This window comes from Nocardia sp. NPDC004340, from assembly GCF_053602575.1.
Map to the genome: position 1 here is coordinate 404,637 of NZ_JBSGDW010000005.1, position 14,001 is coordinate 418,637.

Consider the following 14,001-nt stretch of genomic DNA (forward strand, 5'->3'; position numbering starts at 1 on the left):
GCTCAGGGCAGGTGGGTGCCGAGGAATGCCAGCGCGTCGGGCAGCGAGGCGAGGAAGGCGCCGCTGTGATCCTTGCCGGGGTAGGCGGTCACGGTGACCTTGACCCACGGGTTGTGGGCCTGCAACTTCGGGCCGTACGCGGGCGTGGCGGCCGGGGGCACGTCGATGTCGGCGGTGCCGTACCCGATCATCAGATCGGCGGGGACGATGTCCTCCTGGTAGGAGACCAGGGATCGAATGGCGGACTCGAAGGTCGGGGTGGGGTTGTCGGGGTCCTCGACCAGGGCCTCGGGTCGTCGGCCTTCGGCGGCGGCCACCAGGGTCGAAAGGCATTCGGTGGCGGCCTTTTCCACGTACCGCCTGCCGAAGTCCGACAGGTAGGGCGTGACGCTGCCCGGCTCGAGCTCCTCCAGCGCGGCCAGGTAGTAGCCCGCGTACCCGACCTGATTCGCCGAGCCGGTCGAGCCGCGGCGGAACATCTCCGGCAGGCTGTTCGGCGGATCGGTGCGCAGGCCGGTGGCGATGACGCCGGTGAGTCCCGGTGTGGCGGAGGCGTTCCGGGCGTAGAGCGCGGCGGCGCTCATGACCGCGTGCGCGCCCTCGGACTGGCCGACGAGGACATAGTGCCGGGCCAACGGCACCGGCAGCCCGCGCAGTGCGGTCACCGCGTCGAGCAGCGAACGGCCCTCGACCGTGGAATTGTAGTAGCTGAACCGTCCGCCGGTGCCCAACCCCTGATAGTCGGGAGCCAGCACCGCATAGCCGTGATCGAGAATCTCGTTGAAATAGGTGCGATTTCGCTCCGACTGCGGCCGGTGCGACGGCGCGCAATCATTCCCGATCCCCACCGTGCCGTGCGCCCACACCACCAGCGGCCAGCCGCCCTCGGGCGGCAGCCCGGCCGGGACGTACAGCGCGGCGCTCGCGTCGGCCCGATGGTCACGCTGGTCGACGGTCGAGTACGAGAAGCCCAGCGTCATCGCAGCCTTCTCGAAAGACCATGCGCTGTCCAGCAATTCGACTCCGGTGAGGTGACCGAGATCGACCGTGTCGGATACCGCGGGCGCCGCCGTCACGGCGAGGGCGGCGCAGACGCTCACCGTGCCCGCGGCCAGTGCCGCCCGCCGGACCGCGACCGTGAGCCCGCGACGAATCGGCATGGCCATCACTCCCTTTCGGCGGCGCAACGACCCGACCATACCGCCCGGGCGACCCAGCGACGGGGAGCTTGCTCACGAATCCTGTTCGTGCGCCTGCGCCACCAGATCGAAGAACACCCAGACGCCGCCCTTCTGATACGCGTCCGGCGTCTCGGAACCGCCGAGGAAGGGATACGGGGTGGCGATGTAGACCTCGCCGTCGTCGAGCGGGCCGAGGCGCCGGCGGATCTCGGCGACATGACCCGGCTGCAGCACGTAGGTGATGACGCTCGGATCGAACAGGACCTGGCTGACGAAATCGGTGACCTCGGTGAAGACGCCGTAATCCTTGACGCCGGGACTGTACGGATCGAAGATGCCGTACTCGCCGGTGCGGCTGCTCATCAGGAACGCGTGCCCCAGATCCGAGTAGCCGACCACCGTGTCGTACGGCGGATACTGCTCGGCCCATGCCGGCATCACCCGGTCCATACGCAGGTCGCCGATGAGGCGGAAGGGAACGCTGGTCACCGCGCCCATCCAACCAGACCGACCGGGACTCTCACTCGACAGGCTCCGCCACACCGGGTAGATATCGAGCGACCGATCGACATGGAGGTGCCCGGTGACCGAGGAATGGCGCAAAGCCGCTGAGCGCGTGCGCAACTGGGGCCGCTGGGGCGACGACGACCAGCTCGGGGCACTGAATCACCTCACCCCGGACCGCATCGCCTACGCCGCCACCCGGGCGCTGCGGGGCCGCACCATCCAGCTCGGCATCCCCATCGACGCCTACGGGCCGCAGGGTTCCAGCGGTTATCGGCGCAACCCCATCCACCTGATGTCCGTCGACGGCGGCGACGCCGAGCTCGCGGGCTACCTCGAAGGCTGGGGCGGACCCACCGAGGCCCAGGTCGCCGGACTGTACGGGCACGGCCCGATGCGCTTCAACGACGACTACCTGATGATGCCGCTGCAATCGTCCACGCAATGGGACGCCATCTCGCACGTGTACTACGACGGACTGCTCTACAACGGGTACCCGGCTGGTTCGGTCACCAGCTTCGGCGCGACCGAGCTGGGCATCGAGCGGATCGCCGAGGGCGGCGGCGTGGTCGGCCGCGGCGTCCTGCTGGACGTGGCCCGGCACCGGAATGTGGACCGGCTCGAAGCCGCGACCGTCATCAGCCCGCAGGAACTGGCCGCGGTGGCCGAGGCCCAGGATGTCGAGCTGCGGCCCGGCGACATCCTGGTGGTGCGCACTGGCTGGTGGACCCGCTTCCTCGAAACCCGCAGGCACGGTGAATGGTTCGCGGGCAGCCCCGGCCTGAGCTGGCGGTGCGCGGAATGGTTCCACGAACACGACATCGCCGCCGTCGCCGCCGACAACCCGGCCGTCGAGGTGATCCGGCCCGAGGACGGCGTCATGATGCCGCTGCACATGATCGCGCTGCGGGACATGGGCATGCCGCTCGGCGAGATCTGGGATCTCGAAGCGCTGTCCCGCGATTGCGCCGAGGACGGCGTCTACGATTTCCTGCTCTGCGCGCCCGCATTGCGAATTCCCGGCGCGGTGGGGACCCCGATCAGCCCGATCGCCATCAAATAGGACCGGCGGCCGGTAGATTCGGCAACGCTCATGGTCGAAAGCGGACAACCCAGCCGAACACCGCGGTACGCGCCGAGGGCCGGTTCCCCCACCGGCCTCGAACTGCTGGACTTCGACCGGCTCCGCGGCATGTCCGTGGCGCTGGGCCGGGAGACCATTCGCGGCGATTTTCACGTGCTGGCCCGGTGCACCGCGGGCAGCGGGCGGCTGACCGTCGACTTCGCGGCACACGAGATCACCGCCGACACCATCGCTTGGATCCATCCCGGCTGGACGCATCGCTGGGACGACATCGCCGACCTGAAGGGCGATCTCGTGCTGGTGCGCTCCGACCTGGTCCCGGCCGCGGTGCTCGGACGGCTGCCGTCCACGCCCCCGATCGTGGCCGCGAATGCCCTGACCGACAGCGCCTTCGACCACCTGGCCGGGGAATACTCCGCCGATCCGCCCGACACCGCCATCCTCGGGCACCTGCTCGGCGCGGTCACCCTGCGACTGTCCGCGGCCCTGCCGGCGCCGCCGGAACCGACCGACCTCTTCGGTCGGTTCGCGCGCCTGGTCGAACGCTGTCACGCCGACACCCGCGAAGTGTCCTGGTACGCGGCGCAACTCGGCTACTCGCCGCGCACCCTCTCACGCGCCGTGCAGGCCGCCACCGGGGTCACCGCCAAGCAGTACGTGAACGCGCGCGTCACCCTGGAGGCGAAACGCCTGCTCGCACAGGGGCCCGCGACCACCGCCGACTGCGCTCGTCACCTCGGCTTCGACGACCCGGCCAACTTCACCAAGTTCTTCCGCGCCCACACCGCGACCACCCCCACCGGGTTCCGGCTCGAACTCGGTGAGCAGGGCGCGACCCCGGCGTCCCCTGGGTGACGCCGGGGTGATCGCCGCGGCCGTCAGGGCTGAGGCGCGGGCTGCCAGCAGCCCAACGGCGGTCCGGGCGGGGTGATCAGCGTCCAGCCGATGAGGGCGCCGATGCCGGCGCCGATCAACGCGCCGGGCAGAGCACTGCCGCTGCCACCGATGGCGGCGCCGACGAGGGCGCCGAGGATGGCATTGCACTGACGCATCACGTCCAGATCGTCCACGGGCTGCGCGTTCGTGTCGGCGGCCGGGGGAGTGGGGGATACCTCGTCGACCTGGACCGTGATACCCGGTCCGGGATCCGACTGCGCGGGGTCGGCCACCGCGGTGCCGACCGTCAACACCGTTGCTCCGAGTGCGAGCAAGGCGGTTGCGGTAAATCGCCTGATTCTCATCGCTCCTTCTTCCGTGCTGGTAGAAGTGCATTTCGAATTCAATTAGGCAACCTGGTCGCTGACTCATAGGTATCAGAAAAAGCGACCATGCAGTTCGTTTCCGAATTATTGTGATCGCCGGGCAATGGGGTTGTGACAGTTGCCGGGCGAGGAGTACGAACGTCCCCGACACAGCACGAGAGCCGCGGGCGGCAAGGCCTGCGGCTCTGGGGGATTCGAGGTGGTCGTTCATCATCCGGCGGCGTTGACGGGCAGGGACAGCACCACCTCCTGTTCGTTCTCCGGCAGGTAGTGGACGCCCACGATGCGGCCGACCTGGACCAGCGAGACCGCCGTCGGGGGCAGGAACTTCTCGGTGCGGGTCTCGAAGGTGGTGCCGTCCGGGCGGGTGACCACCAGGACCAGGTCCAAACGGGTGTAGCCGTCGCGGATCTCGCCGGGCACCGACAGCGACCGGACCACCGCCTGCGCCGCGGTGCCGCGCCGGGCGATATCGAGCTTGGCGGGCGTGGTGAAACCCTTGCGGATCATGGCCGCGTTCATGGCGTCCTGCGCCGCCGAGGTGTCGCCGGACAGGTCCACCTCGACCTTGTCCAGGCTGTCGGGCAGGTAGCGGACCGGCAGCACCACGCCCGGCCGCAGCAGGGCCAGCTGGGTGAGCGGCACGATCAGCTTGGCGTGCGAGGCGAACACCTTGCCGTCGGCGCCCTCGACCCGGAAGTCGATGCGCACCTGCGGCTGCTCGTTGAGGTAGACGCCGGTCTGGCGAACACTCTCGACGGTGCCCAGACCCACCAGGCCATCGCGGAATTGGGAGCTGTTGGTGCCGGTGAAGGCCGACATGATGCCGTCACCGGTGAAGGCGAAGACGATCGGGATGATGGTCAGGGCGATGATCGGCAGGGCCATCTGCGGGCCCACCCAGCCGAAGACGTCATCGGCGGTGAGGCCGTGCCACAGGTAGTAGCCGATGGCCAGGACGCCGAGAGCGAGTACGCTGTAACGGATTTGGTTCTTCATGTGCTTCTCCTGATTCGAAGTCGTGGTGGTTGTCGGCCCCGCTCGTGCCTGGTGGCACGAGCGGGGAGAACAGCGGGGCCGGGTCAGCCGACGATGGTGGAGCAGGCGAAGACGATCTCGAACTTCTCGGTCTTCGGGCCCGCCATCGGGTTCGACAGATCCACGCCGCCGACGCCCTCACCGGACACCGTGTAGGTGTTGCCGCTCTTGGTGACCTTCGCCGAACCGCCCGGCATGCCATTGCCGAAGCCCACCGCGTACGGCTGGCCGTTGGCGCCGCCCTTGGTACCGGTGATGCCGACCGCCTGCACGGTGTTGTCGCCGGTGATGGTGGCGCTGGCGGCGAGGGTGCCGTAGGTGGCGTTGCTCTGGTCGGCCAGCGCCAGGGCCAGGGTGCCCGCCTGCTTCACGCAGGTGGTGTCGAACTTGCCGCTGATCGCCTTGCCGTCGACCGACGCGGACGACGCGCCGCCGGCGGGAGTCGCGGAACCCGGCGCGGCGGAGGTCGCGGCGGTGGTGGGCGAACCCGGCTTGGAATCGCCGGAGCTGCAACCGGTCACCAGCAGCGCGGCCGCGGCGGTGGCGGCGAGGACGGCGGTGGTGAGGCGGATCGGCTTGGTGTTCATGGTCATTCCTCGTTCTCGTGATGGTGGCTCCGGGGTGGAACCGATGCCAGAACAGTAGGAATCGGAACCCCGCCTACCGATCCCAACTTCCGAGGCGCGCGGGCCGGGGAAACTGCGATAACGTGGGCGAATGCGACGACCGCGGGCCATGGTGCTGGATGAGGTCTGGCACCGCCTCGCCGGTGTCGAACCCCTGAGCGGACCCCACGGCGGGCCCCTCCGGCGCACCGTCAAGCTGATCCTGGATCCCCTGGTGGTCCGGCCCGTCCAGCACCCGTCCTGCGCCGGGGCCATGCTGAGCGCAGACGGCGCGGTGCTGCTCGCCGCCCGCGTCCACGCCGCCGCCGACGTCCTCGCCGCCACCGCCGCCTGGTTCACGCTGCTCAAGCAGACCCGGCGCGCGCTGCGCATCACCGAGGGCAATGCGCAGGACCTGTACTTCCAGCGCTGCTTCGAACTGGCCACCGTCTCGGGTCGGCCGGATCCCGTGCGGGACCGGCCCGCCGCCGAAGCGGCGCTGCGCGAGATCCACGGGGTGACCGCGGGGCGCACCACACAGGCGCTGCGGGAGTACCTGTCCGAACCGGAGCGGTCCGAGGACGTGGCCGAGCTGATCGACACCGCGTGGCGGCGACGGCCGCTGACCGACGTGCCCGATCACGCGGATCTGCTCGACGAACTCGTCGACGCCTGCGCCGCAACCCGATTCGACGATGCGGATGATCCGCCGGACCTGGACGACGCCGTCGAAGCGTCCGTGGGTACGCATACCGGTATTCGGCTCTGGGACGGTGGGATCGGCAGTACCGCACAGGAACTCGGACTCACCCTGTACCCGCTGCCGCAGCCTCCCGGTGTCGGAGCGTCAGCCGCCACCGCCACTCTCGGACTACCGCTCGACCGCACCATTCACGAGCGGGTCTTCACCGTCCTCCAGGCCTCCAGCGAACGTGCCGACCTGCCGCCGATCCCGGAACTCGTCGACGCCGAGATCGCCCGCGCGTGCGCGCCCTGGGCGCTGCTGGACGAATCCCTCCGGGTGGCGGCCGCCGCGGGCGCGACCCTGGCGGTCACCTTGCGCCCCTTGGGTGTCCAGCCGCGCGGCATCGAGATCGGCGGGCCGGCAACACAATCCCGAGTTCTGGGCGGTGCCGGTTCGGACGACGACGGCGCGGCCGCACGATTGATCAACGGCCGCTGGCAGCGTGAGGCCTACGTCCTGCAAGCCCGGCGGATGGCGGTGCGCGCGGACGCGATCGACGGACCGCTCGGGGCCATCGCGGCCGACCTGCGCGTGCCGTGGCGGCCCTACCTGCGCAGGCTCTGGCCCCGGCTGCACGGCCGCGATGTGCGCGAGTTCGGGGTGTACGCGGCCGACGAGCTCTGGGACCTGCTCGACGGGGTGGCCCGATCCGTCATCCTCGACCACCGCATGCGCGTGAAGAAGGCCCTGGCCGCCACCGCGACCGCCGAGCCCGAGGAACTCGAATCGAGGGTGGGATGACGAACTCGACTGTCGCCATCCACCGCTACCCCGACGCGGTGCGCGTCCTCGTCCCCGACGGCGCGGCGGTCACTCCCGCCGGCCCGGAGGCCATGGTGCTGGAGGTGACGGGCGGTCTTCTCACCTGGAATGTCCTTGCCGCACAGGAACTCCCCGTCGCGATCATCGACGATGTCGACGCCGCCCAGGAGTGGGTGTGGGCCCTGTACGGCGAACCGGTCGCCGCGGCGCTCGACGCCGTGCGGCCGCGAGCCCGCGAACTCTCGGGGGATCTCCGGCCCGCCCCCGTGGACCCCCGCGGCCACCGCCTGACCGACGCGGCGGCGGCCCCCGGGCTCCCCGCGCTGGTGGCGAGTGCCCGCAGACTGGCCTACGCGCACTGGGCGTCCCGCTGGTGGCCCGCCTCGGTCCTCGACGGCATCGCCGCCCTCGATCCGGCGCTGCTCGACCGCGATATCGCGCTGCTCACCGAGGAGTGCGAGCCCCTGGTGGACGGGGCGGACGCGGTGGCGCCCAGTATCCGCGCGTCCGTGGAGAGCTCCTTGCGTGCCTCGGATTACGCGCTGGCGGCCGGTGACGCGGACCGGTCCGGAGGCGCTCTGGTGCTGGCGCGCGGCACCGGCGGCTGGGACTGGCGGCAGTGCCCGCCCGGGCTGGTCGACGCCTCCGAGTCCGCGGTGTCCTGGCAGGTCCTGCGGGAGGCCGGGGCCACCACCGTCGCCATTGCCGTAGCCGCTCACCCGGAGCTGCCCGCGGCGGTGCCCGAGCACCTGCGGCCGTGGGCCCGCGTCGACACCGGGCGTGGTGAGCTGCTGACCGAACTGCGTCCGGGCGGCGACAGCTGGATCGGCGAATCCGAGTTGCCCGCACCGGCTTCCACGGTGGACATCGCCATCGGAGTCCCGGGCTTCGGGCCCGACCTCGACGCTGACCCGGAGGCGGCGCAGGGCGCGGTGCGTCAGCGAATTCGCGACTTCGCGGCCGAACGGCTGCGGACGGCGTCGACCCAGGTCGGTGACGACGGCCCGTTCGCGCCATTGCTCGCCGAAATCGACGCCGCCGCAGGTGATTCGGACTTCTGAGCATGAGTGCGGGTATCGACGAGAACGCGGGTGAGAGTCCGCTGCTGCGCGCCGGGGCCGAGGCGGTCGCGCGCGGTGAATTGATCGAGGGGCTGCGGATATTCGAGCAGGCCGCCGAGGTCGAGCAAGGGGACCTGCGGTTGTGCGCGCTGGTGGACGTGGCGGTGGTGACCGATCGGCTGGGGGATCACGCCGGGGCCGCGGCGCGGTTCCGGGAAGCACTCGCGCAGATGCGGGAGGACGCGCCCAGGATGTATCCCGGCGCGCTGATCGGGCTGTCCCAGGCGTTGCAGAGCCTCGGGGATCTGGATGGGGCGCAGGCGGCCCTCGAACAGACTCGGGAGGCGCTCGGGTACGAGGGCGCGCCGGGCGATCTGCGGCTGGCGTGTCTGGTGTCCTCCACGGCGATTGCCCTGCATCGGCAGCAGTGGTGGCGCGCATTGGAGCTGGCCGGTGAATCACTGGACGCGGCACGGCGGTTCGGTCCGGAGCAGGCCGGACATCCGCTGATGAACCTGGCCGCCGCGCACTTCGAGACCGGGCGCTGGGAGCTGGCCCAGGATTTCGCGGGGCAGGCGCTGGCCGCCTTCGAAGCCGTCGCCGACCCCGGCGGGGTCGCCGAGACACAGCAGAACTTGGCTTTGATGCACACGCGCACAGGCGCTTTCGACGAGGCCGAACCACTGTTGGCCGCTTCCCAAGAGTATTTCGAGGCGGCCGGGATGGCGCATCGCGCGGGCATCGGTCTCAAGGTCATGGGGTTCATCGCCGAGCGGCGCGGCCGGACGGGGACGGCGGACGATCAGTACCGTGCGGCGCTGCACCGGTTCGAGGAGTCGCACGCCGTGGTCGAAGCCGCAGACGTTCGACTTCGACTGGCCACCAATGCCTTCGCGGCGGGACGATACGAGGACGGTGAGTCCGAGTTGGCGGCGGCGCGCGGAACCTACGCCGCTCGCGGCCTCGGGCTGCACTGCGCCCAGCTGGACTACTGGCACGCGGGACTCCTGGAGCCGCTCGTCGCGCACGTCCCGGGATTGCTGGCACGAGCAGTGGATCTGGCGGTCCCGGCAGCACTGGCCTTGGACGCCGTCCGCTACGAGCTGCCCGACGGCACCCAGCGCGACACCTGGAACCGCCGCATCGTGAATCCCGCTCTGCGGCTGGCCTTCCGGTACACGTACTTGGCCGGGGACGCCCGGCTGGTCGCCGATCTCATCGAAAATCAGTGCGCGGGAACAATCCTGGACATCGATCGGCTTGCCGCGGATCCGCCCGCACCGCTGGACCTGTTCGAATCCTTCGATCCGCCCTCCGACTCGGCGGCCGCCGTCCAGGACGCGCTGCAACTCGGCACCGCCCTCGCGGCCGTGGCGGCGGGGGCGGGACTGCCCGTCACGCCACCGCCTCGGATCGCGGTGCGACCGGACGGCCATATCGCCCTGTCCGCCTGGCTCGATGCCGCCGAACAACGTTACGGCCGCCGCGTCCGCACCGACCGCGTGATCCCCGCATGACGCCCACCGTGCTGGTCCGGATGGCGGACGCGGGCGACCTCTACCTGACCTGGCGCTGGATCGACGACAGCGCCCCCGCCGGGGTGGGAGTGGTACCGGAAGACCAGGTCGAGGCGGCCATGGGCCGGTTCACCGCCGCCCTCCCCGCGCCGGGAACGGCCGGTGGGCTCGAAAATGCGCTCACCACCGGCGCACTGGCGACCGCCGAGGCGGAAAGCGCACTGGCGCAGTACCTCTCGTCAGTATTCCTGCCCTACAACCTGGCGGTATCGCTCCACGAGCTCTACGTGCGAGGTATTCGCCCGCACGTCCGGATCCAGCCGTCACCGCGTACGGCCCAACTGCCCTGGGAGCTGATCGCCCCCGACTCGGATGTGCGCCTGCTGGATATCGCCGACGTGAGTGTCCTCGCCCCGCCCGGCATCGTGCACGCGCCCGCCCGCATCGCGCGATCATGGACGGAAACCCGCGATCTGCCCGTCGTCGCCGTACTCGACCCACGTGTGCCCGGCTTCCGCGCCGACTCCGCCCTCGGATCGGTCCTCGGCCGGATGGACTCCGCCGCAGCCCCGCTGGCTGCGCTGGTCGCCGACCACGCGGCCGCCGGCCGGCTCACCCCGCCCGTCGCCGCACCGGTGGAGGCGTTCCGCCGCACCGATCTCGACCGCGCCTGGCTGAGCCGCGCCTTGCACGCGGGGGCGGCCCGCCTGCTGTATGTCGGCCACGTCACCGCCGCTGCCCCCGAATCCGGCCGCAGCGAATCGGCCACCCTGCACCTGTCCTGCACCGCCGCCAGCCCGGGCTGCGCGCCCGCCTACCGCGACCATCGGCCGCTCTCGGCACGCGATCTGCTGCTGGGCACCCACGCGCTCACGGCGGGCTCGCGTGCGAACGACCTCGGCGCTGCGGGCGACGGCGTTGGCGGCGAAGCGGTTCCGCGAACCGGTCCCGAGATCTGGCCGATCCCGAGCCGGGTCGCCCTCATCGCCTGCGAGAGCGGCGGCGACCTCCGGTTCGCCGAACCACTGGGTCTGGTGGCGGCCATGCTCACCGGCGGCGCGGAACTGGTGACGGCGGGCCGCTGGCCGCTGCCCACCGATCTGGCGTTCCGCCGGTTCTCCGGCCTCCCCGACACCGTGCACCCGTTCCAGGAAGCCGTGTGCGCCATCGACGCCGCGCACGAGACCGCCGATCCGGTCGTCGCCCTCAATGCCTGGCAGCGCACCCATCTGGCCGCCTGGCGCGCGACCGGGGCGATCGAGCATTCCCCGCTGATCTGGGCCGCGTTCGCCACCGTCGACACCCGCTGATCGGCTGCCCCGAAAACCTGCGCCCCCGAAAGTCACGGGGCGGGAAAAGCTAATCGCGCCCGCCGATTCTCCGATGAGCCAATCGGATTCATCGGAGTACGGAGGATCGAGTGGCGCGCTTCCTGACAGGCATCCTGGCGGTGGTGATGGCGGCTGCCCTGACCTCGTTCGCGGCGCCCGTCGCCGGGGCGGAGCCGGATGGTCTGCGGCACTGTACGGTCAGCGACGGCAGGCAGCCCGAGACCGCGACCGCCGAAGAGGTGGGCCTGGATTCGGAGGCGCTGCGGCGCGCGGTGGACTTCGCCTCCGACCCGACCCGCTTCACCGTGCAGGTGTTCCGCAACAACTGTCTGATCGCGGCCGGACCCACCAATCAGCGGGCGGGCGGCGTCCCGTGGAACCTGTGGAGCGGCACCAAGAGCGTCGTGTCCATGGTCGCGGGGATCGCGGTCGGCGAAGGCCTGCTGCGCGTGGACGATCCGATCGGCGACTACCTGCCCGCCGGACTCGGCGACGCCGAGCATCGTGCGATCACCGTGCGCAGCCTGCTGACCGAGACCTCCGGCATGGAGATCGCCATCGCCTCCGAAGGCATCACCGGGGTGGCCCGGCTCGACCCGAACGTGGTCGCGCAGGCCCTGGCCATGCCCATCCTGCATCCGCAGGGGGAGACCTGGCAGTACAGCCAACGCGCCGTCGACCTGCTCGTCTACGTGATCCAGCGGGCTGTCGGCGAGGACTTCCAGGCCTACGCGCAACGAAACCTCTTCGATCCCTTGGGTATCCGGCACTCCGACTATCTGTGGGCGCGGGACCGCAGCGGCAACACCTACGGACACGCCCACCTGGTGCTCCCGCCCGACGACTACGCCAAACTCGGCCTGCTGCTGGTCAATCGCGGCGATTGGCACGGCCGCCAGGTGATCCCGACCGCCTACCTCACCGAGGCCACCACCTCCCAAGGCGTCAACCCCTGCTACGGCTTCCTGATCACCGTCAACGGCCCCGACTGCGAGGACCTGTTCCCCGGCCTCCCCAAGGACGCCCTCCAGATGGCCGGCATGATGCGCCAGGACAACTTCATCGTCCCCAGCCTCGGCCTGCTCGTCAGCTGGACCGGCGTCACGGTTCCCGGTGGCGCGGTGAGCTTTCCGCACGACGTCCTGCGCGGCCTCGCAACGGCCTTCCGCACCCCCGCCCTCCCCGACCCCGGCCCCTACGTCCAGCGCCCGGAGGCCAGCATCACCGACCCGATGTTCATGAACCCGGACGCCACCCTCGCTGCCCTGGGCCTCGGCCCGATGGCCTACCCGGGCTGCGGCCTGCTGGAATGCCTCGGCAAACCGCTGTACCCGCCCTTCGGTGACTGGCCGCCGGGCTGCTTCATCCTCGGCTGCACCGGGGCCGACCCCGCGACCCCGGGCATCCGCTGACCTGCCGGGGGCGGATCAGAAGCCGATCTCCACTTCGGTTCGATCCCGGCGGGAATACAGGTCCCAATAGTGGTCGCCCAGTTCGCTATTGGTCATGCGCGGGATGCTGACACCGGGCGGCACCACCTCGGGGTGCTCGTCGACCTTGCGCTCCGCCTCGCTGTCGCCGATCAGCACGCCGATGTTCATCAGCCCGACGTGCACACCCGTGCCGCGTACTTCCTCGGCCAGTTGCAGCACGTAGGCCCGCTGCGCGGCCAGGGCCACACCGAAATTGGCCAGATAGGGCAGCACGCCGTGCGCGGGCGAGCCCGAGGAGAACAGCAGGGTGCCGGTGCCCCGCTCGAGCATGGCGGGCAGCAGGGCGCGGGTCATCAGGATGGGGGAGTGCAGCTTCAGGGTCATGGGAACGCGCAGGGCCGCGAGGTCCACGGCGCGGGTGGAGGGTGAGCGGTCGGTCATGCCGGCGGCCGCGCCGTGCAGCGCGACATCGATGTCGCCGAAGGTCCGCCGAATGGTCGCGATGGCCTCGTCGAGCTGGTCCGCGGCGGTGACGTCGGCGGGGAAGGCCTGGGCCTCGACGCCGTCGGCTTTCAGGTCGGCCACATGCCGAGCGGCCTTGTCCGGGTTGCGGCCGATCACGGCCACACGGAATCCCTCTCGCCCGAAGCGCCGCGCGACGCCCATGCCGAGGCCGGGGCCGAAACCGAAGATCGCGATGGTCTTGCTCATGCTCGCTCCTAGCTAAGTTGAGCAATGGTTCAAGTTACAGCGACGACGCTAGCATTAAGTTGAACCTATGCTCAACATAAATCGTGACCCCGATTTGTAGGATCGGCGCATGCCCGCCCAGAAACCGCTCCGCCTCGATGCCCGCCGCAATCGCGACGCGCTGGTGACCGCGGCGCGTGAGGTTTTCGCCGAACGCGGGCTCGACGCGCCCCTCAAGGAGATCGCCGCCCGCGCGGGCGTGGCCATCGGCACCCTCTACAACCGCTTCCCGGCGCGCGACGACCTGATCGCGGCGGCGGTCGAGGACCGCATCGAGGCGGGCGGTCGCATCGCGGAAGCCGCTCTGGCCTTGGATGATCCGTGGGATTCGTTCGTGTACCTGGTCGAGAAGATCTGTGAGCTACAGGCTCACGACCGCTTGCTCAACGAACTCGCACTGCGCGCCGCGCCCAGTCCGGAGATCGCCGCCCAGCGCGATCGGGGCCACGCCGTCATGCGTGAAATCATCACGCGCGCACAGGATGCCGGGGTACTGCGGGCGGACTGGGTGCTCGAGGACATCGCGTTCATCACCTGGTCGCACACGCGGGTGGTCGAGCAGACCGCGGGCATCGCCCCCGAGGCGTGGCGGCGCAATCTGGCGCTGATCCTGGACGGACTGCGGGCGGAAGCCGCTCACCCGCTGCCGGTTCCGGCGATCAGTGAGGACCAGCTGAACCGCTCACTGCTCGCCGACCCGGACCGCGACTGAGGGGCGAACACCGCCC

Annotated in this window: 14 protein-coding genes; 8 read left to right on the top strand and 6 right to left on the bottom strand. The window is 70.4% G+C overall.

What is annotated here, in order from left to right; all coding sequences use genetic code 11:
* Positions 1-2: 2 nt before the first annotated feature.
* Both ACWEOI_RS22930 and ACWEOI_RS22935 read right to left on the bottom strand, forming a co-directional pair.
* Positions 3-1,160: a lipase family protein gene (locus tag ACWEOI_RS22930; protein WP_452360938.1), complete on the bottom strand. Its 1,158-nt coding sequence runs from the start codon at positions 1,158-1,160 to the stop codon at positions 3-5.
* Between the two features lie 72 nt (positions 1,161-1,232).
* On the bottom strand, positions 1,233-1,670 hold the full coding sequence (locus ACWEOI_RS22935; protein WP_433667176.1) for a T6SS immunity protein Tdi1 domain-containing protein: 438 nt from the start codon (positions 1,668-1,670) through the stop codon (positions 1,233-1,235).
* Between the two features lie 94 nt (positions 1,671-1,764).
* Here ACWEOI_RS22935 and ACWEOI_RS22940 point away from each other — a divergent pair, with 94 nt between their 5' ends.
* Both ACWEOI_RS22940 and ACWEOI_RS22945 read left to right on the top strand, forming a co-directional pair.
* The gene (locus tag ACWEOI_RS22940; RefSeq protein ID WP_433667175.1) at positions 1,765-2,748 is read left to right on the top strand and encodes a cyclase family protein; all 984 of its coding nucleotides are present in this window, start codon (positions 1,765-1,767) and stop codon (positions 2,746-2,748) included.
* Positions 2,749-2,778: 30 nt separating this feature from the next.
* Positions 2,779-3,624 (top strand): helix-turn-helix domain-containing protein, encoded by an 846-nt coding sequence (locus ACWEOI_RS22945; protein WP_433667174.1) that lies wholly within the window; start codon positions 2,779-2,781, stop codon positions 3,622-3,624.
* Between the two features lie 23 nt (positions 3,625-3,647).
* On the opposite strand, the gene ACWEOI_RS22950 is transcribed toward ACWEOI_RS22945, so the two are convergent.
* The 3 genes from ACWEOI_RS22950 to ACWEOI_RS22960 form a co-directional block, all read right to left on the bottom strand.
* Positions 3,648-4,010, bottom strand: a complete 363-nt coding sequence (locus tag ACWEOI_RS22950) for a hypothetical protein (protein ID WP_433667173.1) — start codon at positions 4,008-4,010, stop codon at positions 3,648-3,650.
* A gap of 231 nt (positions 4,011-4,241) precedes the next feature.
* A complete protein-coding gene (locus ACWEOI_RS22955; protein WP_357086327.1) occupies positions 4,242-5,030 on the bottom strand; it encodes a hypothetical protein in 789 nt (262 codons plus the stop codon).
* 83 nt (positions 5,031-5,113) lie between these two features.
* Entirely contained in the window at positions 5,114-5,656 is a 543-nt protein-coding gene (locus ACWEOI_RS22960) for a lipoprotein LpqH (RefSeq protein ID WP_433667172.1), read from the bottom strand.
* Between the two features lie 148 nt (positions 5,657-5,804).
* Here ACWEOI_RS22960 and ACWEOI_RS22965 point away from each other — a divergent pair, with 148 nt between their 5' ends.
* From ACWEOI_RS22965 to ACWEOI_RS22985, 5 genes are all read left to right on the top strand, one after another.
* The gene (locus ACWEOI_RS22965) at positions 5,805-7,160 is read left to right on the top strand and encodes a hypothetical protein (RefSeq protein ID WP_452361066.1); all 1,356 of its coding nucleotides are present in this window, start codon (positions 5,805-5,807) and stop codon (positions 7,158-7,160) included.
* Positions 7,157-8,242: a hypothetical protein gene (locus tag ACWEOI_RS22970; protein ID WP_452360939.1), complete on the top strand. Its 1,086-nt coding sequence runs from the start codon at positions 7,157-7,159 to the stop codon at positions 8,240-8,242. Before ACWEOI_RS22965 ends, ACWEOI_RS22970 begins: the two co-directional genes overlap by 4 nt.
* A gap of 2 nt (positions 8,243-8,244) precedes the next feature.
* Complete coding sequence (locus ACWEOI_RS22975) at positions 8,245-9,759, top strand: tetratricopeptide repeat protein (protein ID WP_452360940.1); 1,515 nt, start codon at positions 8,245-8,247, stop codon at positions 9,757-9,759.
* Entirely contained in the window at positions 9,756-11,069 is a 1,314-nt protein-coding gene (locus ACWEOI_RS22980) for a CHAT domain-containing protein (RefSeq protein ID WP_452360941.1), read from the top strand. Before ACWEOI_RS22975 ends, ACWEOI_RS22980 begins: the two co-directional genes overlap by 4 nt.
* A gap of 110 nt (positions 11,070-11,179) precedes the next feature.
* The gene (locus ACWEOI_RS22985; protein WP_452360942.1) at positions 11,180-12,502 is read left to right on the top strand and encodes a serine hydrolase domain-containing protein; all 1,323 of its coding nucleotides are present in this window, start codon (positions 11,180-11,182) and stop codon (positions 12,500-12,502) included.
* A gap of 15 nt (positions 12,503-12,517) precedes the next feature.
* Here ACWEOI_RS22985 and ACWEOI_RS22990 read toward each other — a convergent pair whose 3' ends face one another.
* A complete protein-coding gene (locus tag ACWEOI_RS22990) occupies positions 12,518-13,234 on the bottom strand; it encodes an SDR family NAD(P)-dependent oxidoreductase (protein ID WP_452360943.1) in 717 nt (238 codons plus the stop codon).
* 109 nt (positions 13,235-13,343) lie between these two features.
* On the opposite strand from ACWEOI_RS22990, the gene ACWEOI_RS22995 reads away from it, so the two are divergent.
* On the top strand, positions 13,344-13,985 hold the full coding sequence (locus ACWEOI_RS22995; protein WP_433667166.1) for a TetR family transcriptional regulator: 642 nt from the start codon (positions 13,344-13,346) through the stop codon (positions 13,983-13,985).
* Positions 13,986-14,001: the final 16 nt, after the last annotated feature.

Bases quoted from the DNA above. Each gene is read 5' to 3' on its own strand.
- ACWEOI_RS22965 (WP_452361066.1), top strand. From the start codon at position 5,805: ATGGTGCTGGATGAGGTCTGGCACCGCCTCGCCGGTGTCGAACCCCTG.
- ACWEOI_RS22970 (WP_452360939.1), top strand. From the start codon at position 7,157: ATGACGAACTCGACTGTCGCCATCCACCGCTACCCCGACGCGGTGCGC.
- ACWEOI_RS22960 (WP_433667172.1), bottom strand. From the start codon at position 5,656: ATGAACACCAAGCCGATCCGCCTCACCACCGCCGTCCTCGCCGCCACC.
- ACWEOI_RS22950 (WP_433667173.1), bottom strand. From the start codon at position 4,010: ATGAGAATCAGGCGATTTACCGCAACCGCCTTGCTCGCACTCGGAGCA.
- ACWEOI_RS22975 (WP_452360940.1), top strand. From the start codon at position 8,245: ATGAGTGCGGGTATCGACGAGAACGCGGGTGAGAGTCCGCTGCTGCGC.
- ACWEOI_RS22990 (WP_452360943.1), bottom strand. From the start codon at position 13,234: ATGAGCAAGACCATCGCGATCTTCGGTTTCGGCCCCGGCCTCGGCATG.
- ACWEOI_RS22945 (WP_433667174.1), top strand. From the start codon at position 2,779: ATGGTCGAAAGCGGACAACCCAGCCGAACACCGCGGTACGCGCCGAGG.
- ACWEOI_RS22955 (WP_357086327.1), bottom strand. From the start codon at position 5,030: ATGAAGAACCAAATCCGTTACAGCGTACTCGCTCTCGGCGTCCTGGCC.
- ACWEOI_RS22995 (WP_433667166.1), top strand. From the start codon at position 13,344: ATGCCCGCCCAGAAACCGCTCCGCCTCGATGCCCGCCGCAATCGCGAC.
- ACWEOI_RS22930 (WP_452360938.1), bottom strand. From the start codon at position 1,160: ATGCCGATTCGTCGCGGGCTCACGGTCGCGGTCCGGCGGGCGGCACTG.
- ACWEOI_RS22980 (WP_452360941.1), top strand. From the start codon at position 9,756: ATGACGCCCACCGTGCTGGTCCGGATGGCGGACGCGGGCGACCTCTAC.